Annotated in this window: 14 protein-coding genes and 1 riboswitch; of the genes, 4 read left to right on the top strand and 10 right to left on the bottom strand. The window is 47.9% G+C overall.

The features are described 5' to 3' along the window. The first annotated feature begins 66 nt into the window (after nt 1-66). Complete coding sequence (locus BQ7367_RS05345) at nt 67-657, top strand: HdeD family acid-resistance protein (protein ID WP_072524520.1); 591 nt, start codon at nt 67-69, stop codon at nt 655-657. A 39-nt stretch (nt 658-696) separates the two neighbouring features. Continuing rightward, nucleotides 697-1,554: a glycosyltransferase family 8 protein gene (locus BQ7367_RS05340; RefSeq protein WP_072524519.1), complete on the top strand. Its 858-nt coding sequence runs from the start codon at nt 697-699 to the stop codon at nt 1,552-1,554. A 54-nt stretch (nt 1,555-1,608) separates the two neighbouring features. Here the strand turns inward: BQ7367_RS05340 and BQ7367_RS05335 are convergent, their stop codons facing one another. From BQ7367_RS05335 to BQ7367_RS05295, 9 genes are all read right to left on the bottom strand, one after another. Then, entirely contained in the window at nt 1,609-2,163 is a 555-nt protein-coding gene (locus BQ7367_RS05335) for a TetR/AcrR family transcriptional regulator C-terminal domain-containing protein (RefSeq protein WP_072524518.1), read from the bottom strand. Between the two features lie 59 nt (nt 2,164-2,222). Next, the gene (argF, locus tag BQ7367_RS05330; RefSeq protein WP_072524517.1) at nt 2,223-3,215 is read right to left on the bottom strand and encodes an ornithine carbamoyltransferase; all 993 of its coding nucleotides are present in this window, start codon (nt 3,213-3,215) and stop codon (nt 2,223-2,225) included. A gap of 195 nt (nt 3,216-3,410) precedes the next feature. Next, entirely contained in the window at nt 3,411-4,253 is an 843-nt protein-coding gene (rlmB, locus tag BQ7367_RS05325) for a 23S rRNA (guanosine(2251)-2'-O)-methyltransferase RlmB (protein ID WP_072524516.1), read from the bottom strand. Nucleotides 4,254-4,437: 184 nt separating this feature from the next. Continuing rightward, a complete protein-coding gene (locus BQ7367_RS05320) occupies nt 4,438-5,097 on the bottom strand; it encodes a potassium channel family protein (RefSeq protein WP_442855355.1) in 660 nt (219 codons plus the stop codon). Nucleotides 5,098-5,130: 33 nt separating this feature from the next. Beyond that, nucleotides 5,131-6,519: a TrkH family potassium uptake protein gene (locus BQ7367_RS05315; RefSeq protein WP_072526087.1), complete on the bottom strand. Its 1,389-nt coding sequence runs from the start codon at nt 6,517-6,519 to the stop codon at nt 5,131-5,133. 265 nt (nt 6,520-6,784) lie between these two features. Further along, a complete protein-coding gene (locus BQ7367_RS05310) occupies nt 6,785-7,477 on the bottom strand; it encodes a response regulator transcription factor (protein ID WP_072524515.1) in 693 nt (230 codons plus the stop codon). Next, a complete protein-coding gene (locus tag BQ7367_RS05305; protein ID WP_072524514.1) occupies nt 7,470-8,525 on the bottom strand; it encodes a sensor histidine kinase in 1,056 nt (351 codons plus the stop codon). The genes BQ7367_RS05310 and BQ7367_RS05305 overlap by 8 nt, the downstream gene beginning before the upstream one ends. 102 nt (nt 8,526-8,627) lie before the next feature. Then, complete coding sequence (gene metK / locus BQ7367_RS05300; protein ID WP_072524513.1) at nt 8,628-9,821, bottom strand: methionine adenosyltransferase; 1,194 nt, start codon at nt 9,819-9,821, stop codon at nt 8,628-8,630. A 214-nt stretch (nt 9,822-10,035) separates the two neighbouring features. Next, nucleotides 10,036-10,133, bottom strand: a riboswitch (SAM riboswitch). Nucleotides 10,134-10,474: 341 nt separating this feature from the next. Continuing rightward, nucleotides 10,475-11,737, bottom strand: a complete 1,263-nt coding sequence (locus BQ7367_RS05295) for an IS110 family RNA-guided transposase (protein WP_072524512.1) — start codon at nt 11,735-11,737, stop codon at nt 10,475-10,477. A gap of 294 nt (nt 11,738-12,031) precedes the next feature. On the opposite strand from BQ7367_RS05295, the gene uraA reads away from it, so the two are divergent. Both uraA and BQ7367_RS05285 read left to right on the top strand, forming a co-directional pair. Then, nucleotides 12,032-13,291 carry a uracil permease gene (gene uraA / locus BQ7367_RS05290; protein WP_072526086.1) on the top strand — a complete coding sequence of 420 codons (1,260 nt, stop codon included), beginning with the start codon at nt 12,032-12,034 and terminating at the stop codon, nt 13,289-13,291. Nucleotides 13,292-13,411: 120 nt separating this feature from the next. After that, nucleotides 13,412-14,215 (top strand): C39 family peptidase, encoded by an 804-nt coding sequence (locus tag BQ7367_RS05285; RefSeq protein WP_083588881.1) that lies wholly within the window; start codon nt 13,412-13,414, stop codon nt 14,213-14,215. A 96-nt stretch (nt 14,216-14,311) separates the two neighbouring features. Here the strand turns inward: BQ7367_RS05285 and BQ7367_RS05280 are convergent, their stop codons facing one another. Beyond that, nucleotides 14,312-15,604 (bottom strand): UDP-N-acetylglucosamine 1-carboxyvinyltransferase, encoded by a 1,293-nt coding sequence (locus BQ7367_RS05280; RefSeq protein ID WP_072524511.1) that lies wholly within the window; start codon nt 15,602-15,604, stop codon nt 14,312-14,314. Nucleotides 15,605-15,807 lie beyond the last annotated feature (203 nt).

Raw genomic sequence — 15,807 nt, 5'->3', positions numbered from 1 at the left:
GAAAATTATAAGTGGTGAAAAGAATTTTCATCGGCTATATTGAATGTACGAAAGGAGAAATGACTTATGAGATGGTTTGATTCAGATTTTGATTATGTACAGGAACTCATAGACAGATGGAATAGCGGAAGGAAACGGATCCGGACAGCTTATTTTATCATTGCCGTAATTCTAATCGCCGCCGGAATCCTGACTGCTGTATTTCCCATCAGGATTTTCTCGGTGATCCAGTACCTGTCAGCAGCGGCTGTGATCACCATAGGAATCTATCATTTTGTTTCCTATGCCTCCATGACCTATTATTTTAAAGACAGTATGCTGATCATTAACGGTGTCCTGAATATTCTGATCGGTATCATGCTTCTGATCATGCCGGTAACGCTGACTGTCCAGATCATTACTTTCATGCTGTCTTTCCTTCTCATCATAACCGGCGCCCAAAAGATTTCTTTTGCCTCACGGCTGAAGTATTACCGCATCCCCCACACAGGTTCTCTGACCTTCAGCGGGATCCTCAATATTATTCTGGCGGTCGTCTTCCTCCTGCTGCCATTTGCTTCGGCTTTGACGCTGAACTATATACTGGCCGCTTACCTGATCATCTCGGGGATCGCGCTGTTCGTGGAGGCTGCCGGCATGCATAAGATCAGTCTGTGACCGAACATCCCGTCATCTATAGAAAAAGGAGAACCTCTGATGTATCAGCAGGATAAACATGACAAAGATCCAATACAGATTCTGGCCACTCTCGATCAGAACTACCTTCCCCGGCTTAAGGTACTGCTCACCTCGATCCGTATCAATCAGCCGGAGGAAACCCTGGATATCTGGCTCTTGCACAGCAGAATACCGGAAGATGCCCTTCGCCTGGTCAATCGTCAGTGCGACCTGCTGGGTTTCCGGTTCCATCCTGTTCTAATTGATGGTTCCGTATTTGAAGACGCTCCGTCCAGTGAACAGTATCCTCATGAAATGTATTACCGCCTGCTGGCGGCACAGTTCCTGCCGGAAAGTCTGCGCCGGATCTTATATCTGGACCCGGATATTCTGGTTATCAATCCACTGCGTCCCCTCTGGGAATTGGATCTGGCCGGAAATCTCTTCGCTGCCGCTTCCCATACCGGGAAAACAGAATTCGCCAACAATATCAATCAACTTCGGCTGGGGACAAACTGTAATTATTTAAATTCCGGAGTTCTTTTGATCGATCTGGACAGGGCCAGATCAGAAGTGCATGCCCGGGATATTTTCAAATACACAATGGAGCATGGAAAAGAACTTTTTCTTCCCGACCAGGATATTTTAAATGCGCTGTATGGACATCGGACACTGGAGATCGAGGATGCGGCCTGGAATTATGATGCCCGGAACTACAACAATTATCTTCTCCGCAGCGGCGGGATCTATGATATGGACCATGTTATGAAGCATACAGCCATTCTCCATTTCTGCGGGAAATCCAAACCATGGCAGAAAGGATATATCCACAGGTTCGGCATCCTTTATAAACATTACATGGCACTGACGGACAGACTCCTCGCTGACATCTGTTAAAAATATACCGGGAGCGGGGGAAATCCCCCGCTCCCGGATTTTCTTATTTACCGGTCAGTCAGAATCCTCTTTCCGTTTTCCCGGAAACATTTCTCCTGTAATGATCTTCTCAAGCTGTCGGATCAGCTTCTCCTCATTGACATGGCTTTCCCTCCCATACTGAAGAAGGACTCCGGAAAGCCCGCAGGCAAAAAACCGGAGCAGCACTTCCATATCGTCATAGTTGACCATAATATCCGATGCCTCGCCACGGATCATCTGTCTTAAATAGACAGTCAGAGCATCTACAAGAATCTGTTCGATCTGGACCCAGTTTTTCGAATACAGCAATCGTTCCAGCTTTTTCCGATGCTGCTCTATAAAAGTGATAAAAAGACGGAGCACGTCCTTTCTATCCTCCATCTCCAGACTGTGTGCTGCCATCTCCTGAGCTGCCTGGGTAAAAGACCACTGCAGTACATCCATGATATCATGGAAATGATAGTAAAATGTCTGGCGGGAGATGTGGCATTCCTCGATCAGACGAGTCACCGTGATCTTGTCAATATTTTCTTTTTCCAGCAGACCGGAAAATGTATCCGCGATCTGTTTTTTCATGTCTTCTCTCATAGGTACTCCTCTTGACCATTTATCCGGATCAGTATTTCATCCGGCAGAACTGACTGTTCTTACTCCACTCCCAGGGTAGCCATCATCACTGCCTTGATCGTATGCATCCGGTTCTCCGCCTCGTCAAATACTTTCGACTGTTCTGATTCGAACACCTCATCTGTCACTTCCATATCCCGGATGCCGAACCTGTCTCCCATTTCTTTGCCGATCTTTGTCTTCAGATCGTGGAACGCAGGCAGACAATGGAGGAAAATGGCATTTTCGCCTGCATTCTCCATCACAGCCCTGGTCACTTTATACGGGGACAGTTCCCGGATCCTTTTCTCCCACACGTCGTCCGGTTCTCCCATAGATACCCACACATCCGTATAGATCACATCCGCGTCCTTTGTCCCTGCTTTCACGTCAGAAGTCAGTGTGATCGTAGCGCCTGACTCCCGGGCATAGGCACGGCACTCTTCTACCAGCTGCTCATTGGGAAAATACTCCTCTGTCGTACACGCCACAAAATGAAGCCCCAGCTTCGCGCACGCGATCATCAGAGAATTTCCCATGTTGTACCTGGCGTCTCCCATATATACCAGTTTCAGTCCTTTCAGCTTTCCGAAGTTCTCCCGAATCGTCAGCATATCCGCCAGCATCTGTGTGGGGTGATATTCATTGGTCAGTCCGTTCCACACCGGAACACCTGCGTATTTTGCCAGTTCCTCCACGATCTCCTGACCAAATCCCCGGTATTCAATACCATCGTACATCCTGCCCAGAACTCTCGCAGTATCCTCGATGCTCTCCTTCTTTCCCATCTGGGATCCTGTAGGACCCAGGTATGTAGTTCCCATACCCATGTCATGGGCCGCCACCTCGAAAGAGCAGCGTGTACGGGTACTGTCCTTTTCAAAAAGCAGAGCTACATTCTTTCCCCGGTAATGATCCACAGGGATTCCCTTTTTCTTCTTTTCTTTGACTTCAGCCGACAGATCCAGAAGATAGGTGATCTCCTCCGGCGTAAAATCTTTCAGCGTCAGAAAATTTCTTCCTTTTAAATCCATGATCCTTGTCCTTTCTACTACAATATGTTTGTAAAATCTCTTAAATATTGACTGCGTCGATATTTCGTCTCAAATCCGAATTTGTACGGATCAAAGGTTAGTATACTACATTTATGTATAAAAATTCAATATAAATGCATATTTTTGCACTTATTTCAATCTGCCGCGGATCAGTACATCCACATGAAACCGAACTTATCCTGTATGTTCTCTCCTCTGCCGGCTCACCTCAAACATCAGCACTGATGCTGCCACTGCCGCGTTCAGAGACTCCGCCTTTCCCTCCATCGGGATCCGGATCCGGCAATCCGCGCATTCTGCTATTTCGTTTCTAAGGCCATTTCCCTCATTTCCAATAAGAAAGGCACATCCTTCCCTGTAATCTTCCCTGTCATAGGCGTTTATCCCTTCCAGATGAGCGGCATATATCCTAATGCCCGCCTTCTTTAATTCGCCGATGGTTCCAGGCAGATCATCCACATACAGAAAAGGCATCCGAAATACTGCGCCCATGGTGGACCGTACTACCTTGGGATTGTAAATATCCACACAGTCACTGCTCAGTATGATCCCTGTGGCTCCGGCCGCTTCTGCCGTCCGGAAGACCGTTCCCAGATTCCCCGGATCCTGAAGATTATCCAGCACCAGAATATGGGGCTGCCTTTCGGCTTGCGGTTTTTCCCCGTACATTCCGTTTATCACTGTCTCTATGTCATACGACCGGCGCTTCACGACTGCCAGGATTCCCTGAGGCGTCCTGGTATCTGATATACGGACAAAGGCAGCGTCAGAAAAAATTTCTGATTGATACCGGTTGCCCCGCTGTACCAGGGCAGTGGCTTTTTCCTCATGCCCGGACGCAAAACTCTCAGACATGCAGATCTTTAAGATCTGACTCCGCCAGTGATCGTCCGCTATAAGCTCACCGATCATCCGCGGACCTTCCACAAGAAATACTCCTGCCTCATCACGGGCCCGTCTTTTCTTCATCAGCCTTGACAGCTCTTTCACCTGTGGATTCGATGTACTCGTGATCATGTTTCCGGCCTCCTGTGACTATAACTTCTCTTGTTCCTGTATGCTTTATGTTACAATATTTCCACTTTTCTTTCAATGTAAATCCGCTTTCTGCTCACAGAGCGAAAGATTCTTTCGCATAAATAAGCCCCGGATGACAAGAATATCCTCTCCTGTCATCCGGGGCATAAGCCTCATTTTCGGATTATTTTTTTGCAGAATCAAATTTTTCCAAAATATCATTAGCCCCGATAACGATCAGGATACCGCCCTGCGGAAGAGGTTTCTGAGGATCCAGCGTCACATCGATCTTTCCGTTCACGATAATCCCCACTACGTTGATTCCAAGACGTTCGCGGACGCTTAATTCCGTCAGACTCTTTCCGATCCACTTGTCCGGTACGGCAATCTCCACCATACTGTAGTCATTCGACAGAGAGATCCAGTCCATGAACTCCCGCGCTACCAGACTTTTTGCCACTCGGCTTCCCATCTCGATCTCAGGATACACGATCCGGTCCGCGCCGACTCTTTCCAGGATAGCTCCCTGCAGCTTATCTTTCGCCTTCGCGAGTACCAGCGGAATTCCCATCTCTTTGCAGATCATTGTCGCCATAATGCTGGCCTCAAGGCTCTCAGACACAGCGATCACAACACCATCCAGATTCCGCCCGCCCAGAGCCTGCAGGGCATCCGGATCCGCGATATCCGCTTTCATTGCATAGGATACCTTATCAGAAATATCCTGTATCTTCTCATAGGACGCGTCCATAACCAGCACATCACATCCCATATTTTCCAGTGTCAGAGCAACGCTGTAACCGAAACTTCCAAGCCCCAGAACTGCGTATTGTTTTTCCATCATTGATTTTTCCTCCAATATTTCCTTCTTTTTCTTTTAGCCGAGCATTACATTTTCTTCCGGCAGTTCCCTGAACTGCTTGCTCTTGTCACTCTTTCCCGCAAACACCAGTGCCATGGTCAGAGGGCCGATACGGCCTATATACATCAATAGCATGAGCACGATATGGCTTCCTCTGCAAAGATGAGGCGTCAGGTCAGCTGAAAGTCCTACTGTGCCCATGGCGGACGCGGCCTCATACATAAGATCCAGAAAATCTACATTTGGCTCAAACAGGGTCAAAGCCGCGATTCCCGTAAAGAGTGCCAGAAATGTGATCAGCGCGATCGTGATACCTGATTTTACAATGTCGTTATCAATTTTTCTTTCGAAACACTCCGTATCTCTGCGGCTTTTCAGCACGCAGATCACTGTCAGCAGGAGCATGGCCGCTGTAGTCGTTTTTATACCGCCGGCCGTTCCCGCCGGGGATCCGCCCACAAACATGAGGATACATCCGATCAGCTTGGAGCTCTCCTCCAAACCGGACTGTGGGATAGTAGCATATCCGGCTGTTCTCGTAGTAACAGACTGGAACATGGAAGCCATCAGTTTTTCAAAAACATTCATATCCTTCATTGTAGCCGGATTGTCAAACTCGATCAGGAAAAAGCACAGCGTCCCAAAAATAATAAGTCCTGCTGTCATCATGATCACAATCTTGCTCTGCAGCTTCAGACGCGTAAACAGCCATTTCAACGGCCGCTTGTGTCCCTTTACACCCTTTCTCACATTGACGGCAATGTCATGCCAGACCGGAAAACCCAGACCTCCCATAACAATCAAAAACATAGTCGTAAAATTAATTAACGGCGATCCGGCATATTGCTGAAAACTGGTGCTTCCTATAATATCAATCCCGGCGTTACAGAAGGCCGATATCGAATGAAATATGCCGTAGCCAATCCCTTTTATAAACCCGAATTCCGGAACAAATTTAAACGCAAACAGGGCCGCGCCGATCCCCTCCACAAGAAATGTTCCTTTCAAGATTCGTATAATAAATTTTACCAGACCGGAAAGTGTATCCAGCCCATATGCCTGCTGAATCGTGATTCTTCTCTTCATAGAAATCCTTTTGCCAAGGATCAGAAAAAAAGCGGACATGCAGGCAATGATCCCCAGTCCTCCGATCTGGATCAGCAACATCAGAATGACTTTTCCGATCAGCGTAAACTGTTCTGCCGGAACAATCGTCACAAGCCCGGTCACACATACGCTGGTCACAGATGTGAAAAGCGCGTCGATGAACTCGATCGGCTGCTGATTGCTGAATGGAAGCCATAACAGCACTCCTCCCAGAAAAATCACTCCAAAAAATCCAAGTGCAATGAGCTGCATCGTATTCAGACGCACACGCCTTGCACTTTTTTTCTGTTCGTCCATATGTACTTCTATCTCCCTTATTCCCTTCCCGCTGCCTGATCCGTATACCGGCACGGGAGTCATTTCCCATCTAATATAGCACGACGTATATAGCTTGACAAGGGAAGGATATGTAAAGAAAGAGCTAAAGATTTTATAAAATTCCTTACATCGGTTCATGCAGCCAACAAAGCTGTCTTCCTGAATATTTATAGAATAAAAACCCCGCCGCGATGCCGGCTACACCCGGATCTGCAGCGAGGTTCCGCTCTGTATCTATATCTGTTTATACTTTAAACCGGTATCCTACGCCCCAGATCGTCTCAATGTACTGCGGATGGGACGTATCATACTCGATCTTCTCACGGATCTTCTTGATATGCACCGTTACCGTGGCGATATCCCCGATAGATTCCATATCCCAGATCTCCCGGAACAGTTCCTCCTTCGTATATACATGATTCGGATGACTGGCCAGAAATGTCAGCAGGTCAAACTCCTTTGTAGTAAAGGAACGCTCCTCTCCGCCGACCCAGACACGCCGCGCGGTGGTGTCAATCTTCAGGCCCCGGATCTCGATCACCTGATTCTCCTCCACATTGCTGCCGATCAGACGGTCATAGCGGGCAAGATGAGCTTTTACACGGGCAACCAGCTCACTGGGGCTGAAAGGTTTCGTCATATAATCATCAGCGCCCAGACCCAGACCCCTGATCTTGTCAATATCATCCTTTTTCGCTGACACCATAATGATCGGAGTATTTTTCTTGTCCCTGATCTGGCGGCAGATCTCAAACCCATCTACGCCCGGAAGCATAAGATCCAGGATGATCAGATCAAAATCTTCCCCAAGTCCTTTCTGCAGCCCGATCTCTCCATCATTGGCCACCTCCACCTCGAAGTTGCTCAGTTCCAGATAGTCTTTCTCCAGATCAGCAATGCTCTCTTCGTCTTCCACGATCAAAATACGCTTACTCATCAATCGGTACCTCCTGATATTTTCTTATTACAAAATACATTGTCGTACCAGCGCCCTCTTCACTGGTGGCCCAGATATTTCCTCCGTGCTCCTCCACGATCTTCTTTACGATCGAAAGACCAATGCCGCTCCCGCCCTTGGACGAGTTTCTGGAGGCATCTGTACGGTAGAACCTGTCAAAAATATACGGCAGGTCCCGGGCCGCGATCCCTTTCCCGTTGTCACCCAGCTCGACCTGGATGAAGTCTCCCACATCCTTCACTTCCATCGTGATCCTTCCCTTTGGCTTGTCCATATATTTCAGGGAATTGGATACGATATTATTGATGACCCTCCGCAGCTGCTCCGGATCCACGATCACCTTACAGTCCTCCGCCATATCGTTGCGGTAGGAAAACGATGCTCCTTTTGCCTCCAGCTCCATGTGCAGATCCTCCGCACAGTCCTCAAAATAATCTCTGGCGGAGATCGTGGTGAAATTATAAGGGATCCTGTTCGTGTCGATCTTGGAATACAGTGTCAGTTCGTTGATCAGAAGGTCCATCTCATTAGCTTTATTATATATTGTCTTGATATATCTGTCCATCTTTTCCGGCGTATCTGCCACACCATCCATGATCCCTTCCACATATCCCTTGATGGCAGTGATAGGAGTCTTCAGATCATGGGAGATATTGCTGATCAGTTCCTTGTTCTCCCTGTCAAACTCCACCTTTTCCTCCGCATTGGCTTTCAGGCGCAGACGCATCTCTTCAAAATCCTGGCAGAGCTGTCCGATCTCATCATCTGACTCCTGCCGGATCTCAAATTCCAGATTTCCCTCTTTTATATTGATCGCCGCTTTCCGCAGCTTAGCCAGAGGTACCGAAACAGAACGATAGATCCAGTAGATCAGGAGTCCTGTCGTAATAAAGACAAGAATCATATAAAGCTGCTGTATCTCTCCTACTTCCCGTGAAGCAAATGTATTTACCGCCACGTTCATAAAAATCGTTGGCAGGATCATAACTGCCATAAATACAATAATCAGTTTCGTCCTCAGCTTCATATGCGGCTCCCTTTCGTTAGACTATTCTGTAAATTCTGTAAAAAGGGGACAGGCACTTTTTAAAAAGTGCCTGTCCCCTTTTGGCACCATTTTCTGAATATTTTACAAATATTTTTTCAATTCGTCAACCTTATCCAGCCGCTCCCACGGCAGATCCAAGTCATGGCGTCCAAAGTGTCCGTATGCCGCAGTCTGTTTATAGATGGGCCTGCGCAGATCCAGCATGCGGATGATGCCCGCCGGCCTCAGATCGAAATTCTCCCGTACGATCTCTACCAGTTTTGTATCCGGAAGTTTTCCTGTCCCGAATGTATCAACGGACACAGAAGTCGGCTCTGCCACGCCGATCGCATAGGCAAGCTGGATCTCGCAGCGTTTTGCCAGGCCTGCTGCCACGATATTTTTCGCGGCATAACGGGCTGCGTAAGCAGCCGACCGGTCCACCTTCGTGCAGTCCTTCCCGGAAAAGGCACCGCCGCCGTGGCGTGCCATGCCGCCGTATGTGTCTACAATGATCTTTCGTCCGGTCAGACCGCTGTCGCCATGGGGTCCTCCGATCACAAAGCGTCCGGTGGGATTGATAAAGAATTTTGTATCTGCATCCACCATATCCTTCGGAAGGATCTGGTCAAACACATATTTCCGGATATCTTCATGGATCTGCTCCTGAGTTACATCCGGATCATGCTGGGTAGAAAGCACCACTGCGTCCAGCCGTTTCGGTGTCCCGTCTTCGTCATACTCCACTGTTACCTGCGTCTTCCCGTCCGGCCTAAGATAAGGCAGTGTCCCGTCTTTTCTTACCTCAGCCAGCCGGCGGGCCAGCTTATGAGCCATAGCGATGGGATAAGGCATGTACTCCTCCGTCTCGTCAGAAGCATACCCAAACATCATCCCCTGGTCTCCGGCGCCGATGGACTCAATAGCATCTTCTTCCGACCTGTGTTCTTTTGCCTCCAGCGACTGATCAACTCCCAGCGCAATGTCCGCGGACTGTTCATCGATGGTAGTAATCACGCCGCAGGTATCTGCGTCAAATCCGTATTTCCCCCTTGTATACCCGATCTCCCGCACCGTATCCCGCACGATCTTCGGAATATCCACATATGCGTTTGTCGTGATCTCTCCCATAACCATTACCATCCCGGTCGTACAGCATGTCTCGCAGGCCACTCTGCTCATGGGATCCTGCTCCATTAAAGCGTCCAGTATTGCGTCAGATATCTGGTCGCACATCTTGTCCGGATGTCCCTCTGTAACTGATTCCGATGTAAATAAAATCTTTTCTTCTGCCATAGTATCTCCTTTCTTTCACCCGGGACATTTTCTCCCGGAATAACTTTCTCTCCCGGATCGCTCTGTCAGCCTTATTGATAATCACCGGAAGTGCCAAAAGACACATTCCGGGATTGTAAGCGGTCGCCAAGGCCTCGGGCAGGCCCGGACTTTGTCTCGTCGCCAGTACAAAAAACAGCCCGCACAAGCGGACTGTTAATCTGTCGTAACAATCCTCTTATTGTTCGATCACTCGCTCAGGTTGGCACCTTCCTTACAAGGGGTTGCCGCAGCTTCACAGATCCTTTGTATCTCCACTGCTCTGAATAAGAGAAAGTCTGTCTGTTTTATTGTATTGTTCCAGTAAATGACTTTACCCTCTGTTCCGGCAAATGTCAATACACTTTAGACTTTTTTCAGGAATGCGCGTAATTTTTTTAAAAGTTCGGCTCATTCCCGCAAAAATATCACGGTCTGAAAAGACAGTTTCCCGTTCCTTTTATCCGGATAGTGTGATAGAATGTAAAAGGTGCAGCTACTGATGACAAACTGTAGAGAATGAGAGAACAGGAGGACTAGTGTGAAAGAAAGTAGAGAACAGCCGAAAAATGGCGCACTGAAACAAGCTATTGAAAAATAGCCATTTGAAACAGGGTTGATTTTGTTGAAATACGCTAAGAAACAAGCTGCGACTCTTTTATAAGTCCCTCAGCAATTAAAAGTTTCATAGCCTGTTTGACAGCCTTTTCCTTCTGTTTGTTTTTCAGAGGCTCAGGCATATCAATCTGGTAAAGGTCGGTTGGATTCCAGGCTTCTCCTGTAGACAGCATATGGTAGATAGCCGTGAGGATCATCCGGGCGACCGCAATAATGGCACGCTTCTTACCCCGACGTTTCATGATGTGTTCATATTTGGCTTTGTAATAAGGAGATTTGTTGGATTTCACGGCTGCATGGGCAACTTGTACCAATGCAGGTTTAAGGTAGACGCCGGCACGTGTAATCCGGACAGATTTCTTCTTACCGGCTGACTCATGATTACCGGGAGTCAGGCCAGCCCAGCAGCATAAACGTTTGGAGTTTGAAAACTGTGTCATATCCGTACCAATCTCAGAGATAATCGTGATCGCGCTGCTGCGGTCTACTCCGGGGAGGGTACACAGTAACTGGACAGCATTTTCATAAGGTTCAACCAACGAATCAATCATAGAGTCTATATCTGAAATCGTGGATGTGATATAATCCATGTGTGCGTGGACGAGGCGCATGCGATATTTTTGGGCGTCAGTCATCTGATAACCTTCGATGGACTCAATGACACTCTCGGACTTCTTCTTAAGCGAACGAAGCAGTCTGGAGGATATTTCTTCGTGGTTGATGGAATTGTCGGACTGTTCGAGAAGGTAATCAATCACAGAGGTGGCTGATTTCCCGAAAATATCGGAAACAACCGAATCTAATGCGACATTACAGACGGTAAGCGCATTCTGAAACCGATTTTTCTCACTGCTCCTGCAGGAAGTCAGTTTATACCGGTATCTCGTAAACTCTCTGAGAATACGGATGGGTTTACACGGTATGTAACTTCCCGGCACAAGCCCCAGTCTGAACAGATCCCCAATCCATTTGGAATCCTTGGTATCATCCTTGTTCCCTTTGACAGCTTTGACCCATTTGGGGTTGGCGATAGTGACGTTTAATTCGTCTTCCAGAAGGTTAAACACAGGAATCCAATATTTACCGGTAGATTCCATACAGACATCACGGCAGGAATTATCCAACAGCCACTTTTTAAACTCAAGAATGGAGTTGTTGAAGGTGGAGAAGCGTTTCTTCTGATAAGAAGGCTGAACTCCGGAAGTAGTTTTGATGATGGTGGCAACGAGAAAAGATTTGTGGACATCGACGCCACAGCAGGTTTGATAAACAACTTTCATAGACAAAAGCTCCTTTCTGAAAAATAGAGAGAAGCCATTGACTGAACCACCACACATTTAACAAGAGTTAAAACAATTCTTAGTGTACGGTCTAACAGAGCCACTTATTTGTGCTTGCAAGGTGGAACTTACACTGATTTACATGCTGTCTAAAACGAGGGAGTTTTTACGACTCCTCCTCCCGTGCTTTGTAGTATAGCTTCTCGCTTTCAATATAAAGCAAAAGACAGAGGAAGTCGAAACTTTCATTACTATTTGTGCCGCCAACTGAAAGGCGGCGGAATGGAGATTTACATGGAAAACAAAAGAATCATCCAGGTAGAAGAGAAAGTACCATTTAAACTGCTGGTACCCTTGAGCATCCAGCATATGTTCGCAATGTTCGGCGCCTCGGTGCTTGTGCCGTTTGTATTCGGCATTAATCCGGCGGTCGTACTGTTCATGAACGGGGTCGGCACTCTGCTCTTCATCCTGATCACAAAAGGACGCGCGCCCGCATATCTTGGATCCAGCTTCGCGTTTCTGGCACCGGCAGGAATCGTAATTTCAGAATGGGGATATGAATATGCGCTGGGCGGCTTCGTTGTAGTCGGTTTCCTCGGCTGCATACTGGCACTTATCATATACAAATTCGGGTCCGACTGGATCGACGTAGTTCTTCCGCCCGCCGCGATGGGGCCTGTAGTTGCCCTGATCGGTCTGGAGCTTGCAGGAACAGCAGCATCCAACGCAGGACTGCTGGATGAAGTGATCGATGTAAAAAATGTGATCGTATTCCTTGTCACGCTTCTGACGGCAGTAATCGGTTCCGTCGTATTCCGCGGATTTCTGTCAGTTATTCCGATCCTGATCGCCATTATTGCCGGATACATAGCGGCCCTGGCATGTGGAATCGTGGATTTCTCAGAAGTGGCCGCGGCATCTTTCTTTTCAATCCCGAACTTTTCCATACCGAAATTCAAATGGGAGGCGATCGTGATCATCATCCCCGTGCTTCTCGTTATTACATCGGAGCATATCGGACATCAGATCGTCACCAGCAAGATCGTGGGAAGAGATCTTCTGAAAGATCCGGGGCTTCACCGCTCTCTCTTCGCTGATAACTTCTCCAGCATGCTCTCCGGACTGATCGGCTCCGTTCCGACAACCACCTACGGAGAAAATATCGGCGTCATGGCAATGACGAAAGTCTACAGCGTGTATGTCATCGGAGGCGCAGCGGTCCTGTCTATCATCTGTTCCTTTATCGGAAAGATGACGACACTCATCAATACAATCCCCGGACCGGTCATTGGCGGTATCTCCTTTTTGCTGTATGGAATGATCGGGACATCCGGTATTCGTATTCTGGTAGAATCCCAGGTAGACTATAATAAGTCCAGAAACATGGCAATGACTTCCGTCATCTTCGTCGTCGGGCTGTCCGGGATCACCGTACAGTTCGGAAGCATCCAGCTCTCGGGAATGGTGCTGGCCTGTGTGGTCGGCATGCTGATGGGATTGATGTTCTATATCTTTGACAAACTCCGTCTGACCAATGACAGAGAAGAATAAAATCATATCACAAATTAAGCGCCGTCAGATGCCGGCGCTTAATATTTCTTAAAAATTCTGCCAATAAAAATTAAGAATCCTTTCCAAATATTTATCGGAAATATTGGCTATAATCTCCTCATGGTGAAAAAAACAATATATTATAAAAGACGAAAAAAACGCCGGGCCATTGTAAAAGGAATGCTCTGTATCGCTCTGATCATTCCCATGATCCTGGCGGTCCTGTGGGCAAAAGATAAGATCAGCGGTAAAGAGAGTCTCGCCATGGCGGCTCTGACAAACGGAAAGGTCCGGGAGGTGATGACAAATAAGAACCAGTATCCGAAGGAACTTCTGGAGCTGTTGGAGAACAACAGTGAAACAGTGGATTTCATCCTGGATTATCCGGAAAAGAAAGATATCCCGCCTGCCGAAACAGTGGGAGATGTCATCCAGGGAGAAATTCCCCTTCTTCTCCAGTGGGATGAACGCTGGGGATATGCAATATACGGAGATAATATGATCGCCGTGAACGGCTGTGGTCCCACCGCGCTCGCAATGGTCGCGGCAGGGCTGACCGGAGATCCTTCCATCACTCCGTATAAAGTAGCTCAGTTTGCGGCAGGAGCCGGATATTATGCCGGTGATTCCGGAACCAGCTGGTCTCTGATGACAGAAGGCGCAACGCACTTCGGCATTTATGGGGAAGAAGCATCCTTGAATGAAAATGACATCTTCTCCGCTCTGGAAAATGGCCATCCGATCATATGCAGTATGCGGCCGGGAGATTTTACGACCACAGGCCATTTTATCGTACTGACTCAGGTAGAAAACGGCAAGATCCGAGTAAATGATCCCAACAGCCGCGTACGAAGCAATAGACTGTGGGATTACAATACCCTGGAATACCAGATTGATAATCTGTGGATCTTTACTGCAATGTAGTCCGCTCATTGTCAGGAAAAGAGTCTTACATCTTTCCTCCCGACAGGGTCTAAAAAAGGCCGGAACCGCTTTCCGGTTCTGGCCTGAATCCGCTCTTTATCCAACTTTAAGCCTGAATTTCTGAATATCTTTCTCACTTGACACCTTCTCGATCATACCGCCGAGACTTCTGAGTTTTTCCTCAAACCGTTCATATCCCCTCTGAATATAAACAATATCATCTACGATCGTGATCCCTTCCGCGGCAAGCCCCGCGATACACAGGGCAGCTCCCGCCCTGAGGTCCGGCGCGCTCACTCTGGCGGCCGAAAATTTCTCAACCCCTTCTATCGTGGCGGAATTGCCTTCTACCTTGACCTGAGCTCCCATCCGGGCCAGTTCACCCAGATATTTAAAACGATTTTCAAATATGCTTTCCGTAATCGTGCTGGTACCATTCGCAAGCGCGAGCGCCACGCCGATCTGTGGCTGCATATCCGTCGGATAACCCGGATAAGGCAGCGTTTTAACCTGGGTGCTCTTAAGGCGCCCTTTTGCCACAACCCGGACGGCGTCGTCAAATTCCTCCACCTCGCACCCGATATCTACCAGTTTGGAAATCGTGGCGTCAAGATGCTTCGGGATCACATTCAACACTGTGACATCTCCCTTTGTCACTGCCGCCGCGAACATAAACGTTCCTGCTTCGATCTGATCCGGAATAATGGAATACTCCGTCTTATGAAGAGAACGCACCCCTCTGATCTTGATCACGTCTGTTCCCGCGCCTCTGATATTTGCTCCCATACTGTTCAGAAAGTTGGCCACGTCCACTACATGGGGCTCTTTCGCCACATTCTCCATAATGGTAAGGCCTTCTGACATAGCCGCCGCCATCATGACATTAATGGTGGCTCCTACCGTGACCACATCGAAATACAGATGGGTCCCTTTCAGCCTTTCAGCCTCCGCGACAATCTTTCCGTGCTCAATGTCTACATCCGCTCCCAGGGCGCGGAATCCTTTCAGGTGCTGATCGATCGGCCTGCTGCCAATATTGCATCCCCCGGGCAGTGCCACTTCCGCACGTTTGTATTTCCCCAGGAGGGCACCCAAAAGATAATAAGACGCTCTTATTTTTTTTATATAGTCATATTCTATATTCAAAGCACTGATCGCGCTTCCATTGATCTTCACTGTATGCCGGTCCACACGCTGCACTGTGGCTCCGATCCCGGCAATGGCTTCCAGCATAACATTGACATCATTGACATCGGGCATATTCTCAATCAGGACAGTCTCATCCGTCATGATCGCTGCCGCCAGGATTGCAAGAGCTGCATTTTTGGCGCCTCCAATCTCTACCTCTCCAACGAGCGGATTCCCGCCTTTAATGATATATTGCTCCATTTCGCACCTCGACTTAAATTCTATTATCGTATTTGTACTCTATACTATCTGCTGCCTAATCACATATCTTCCAGTATTCTATTCCCAGTATGCCGTGTCCATTATATCACAATGTCTGTATTTTTTGAATTCTTTTTTGTCCTGTTCCACCTCTGTGGAAACGGACCCGGCCAAAGCAACATTTTAGGTGGAACCCATGCATA

Source organism: Clostridium sp. Marseille-P3244, from assembly GCF_900120155.1.
In the GTDB taxonomy this organism is placed as follows: Bacteria; Bacillota; Clostridia; order Lachnospirales; family Lachnospiraceae; genus Mediterraneibacter.
The sequence above is the reverse complement of the archived record's forward strand: the minus strand, read 5'-3'. Positions and strand labels throughout refer to the sequence as shown.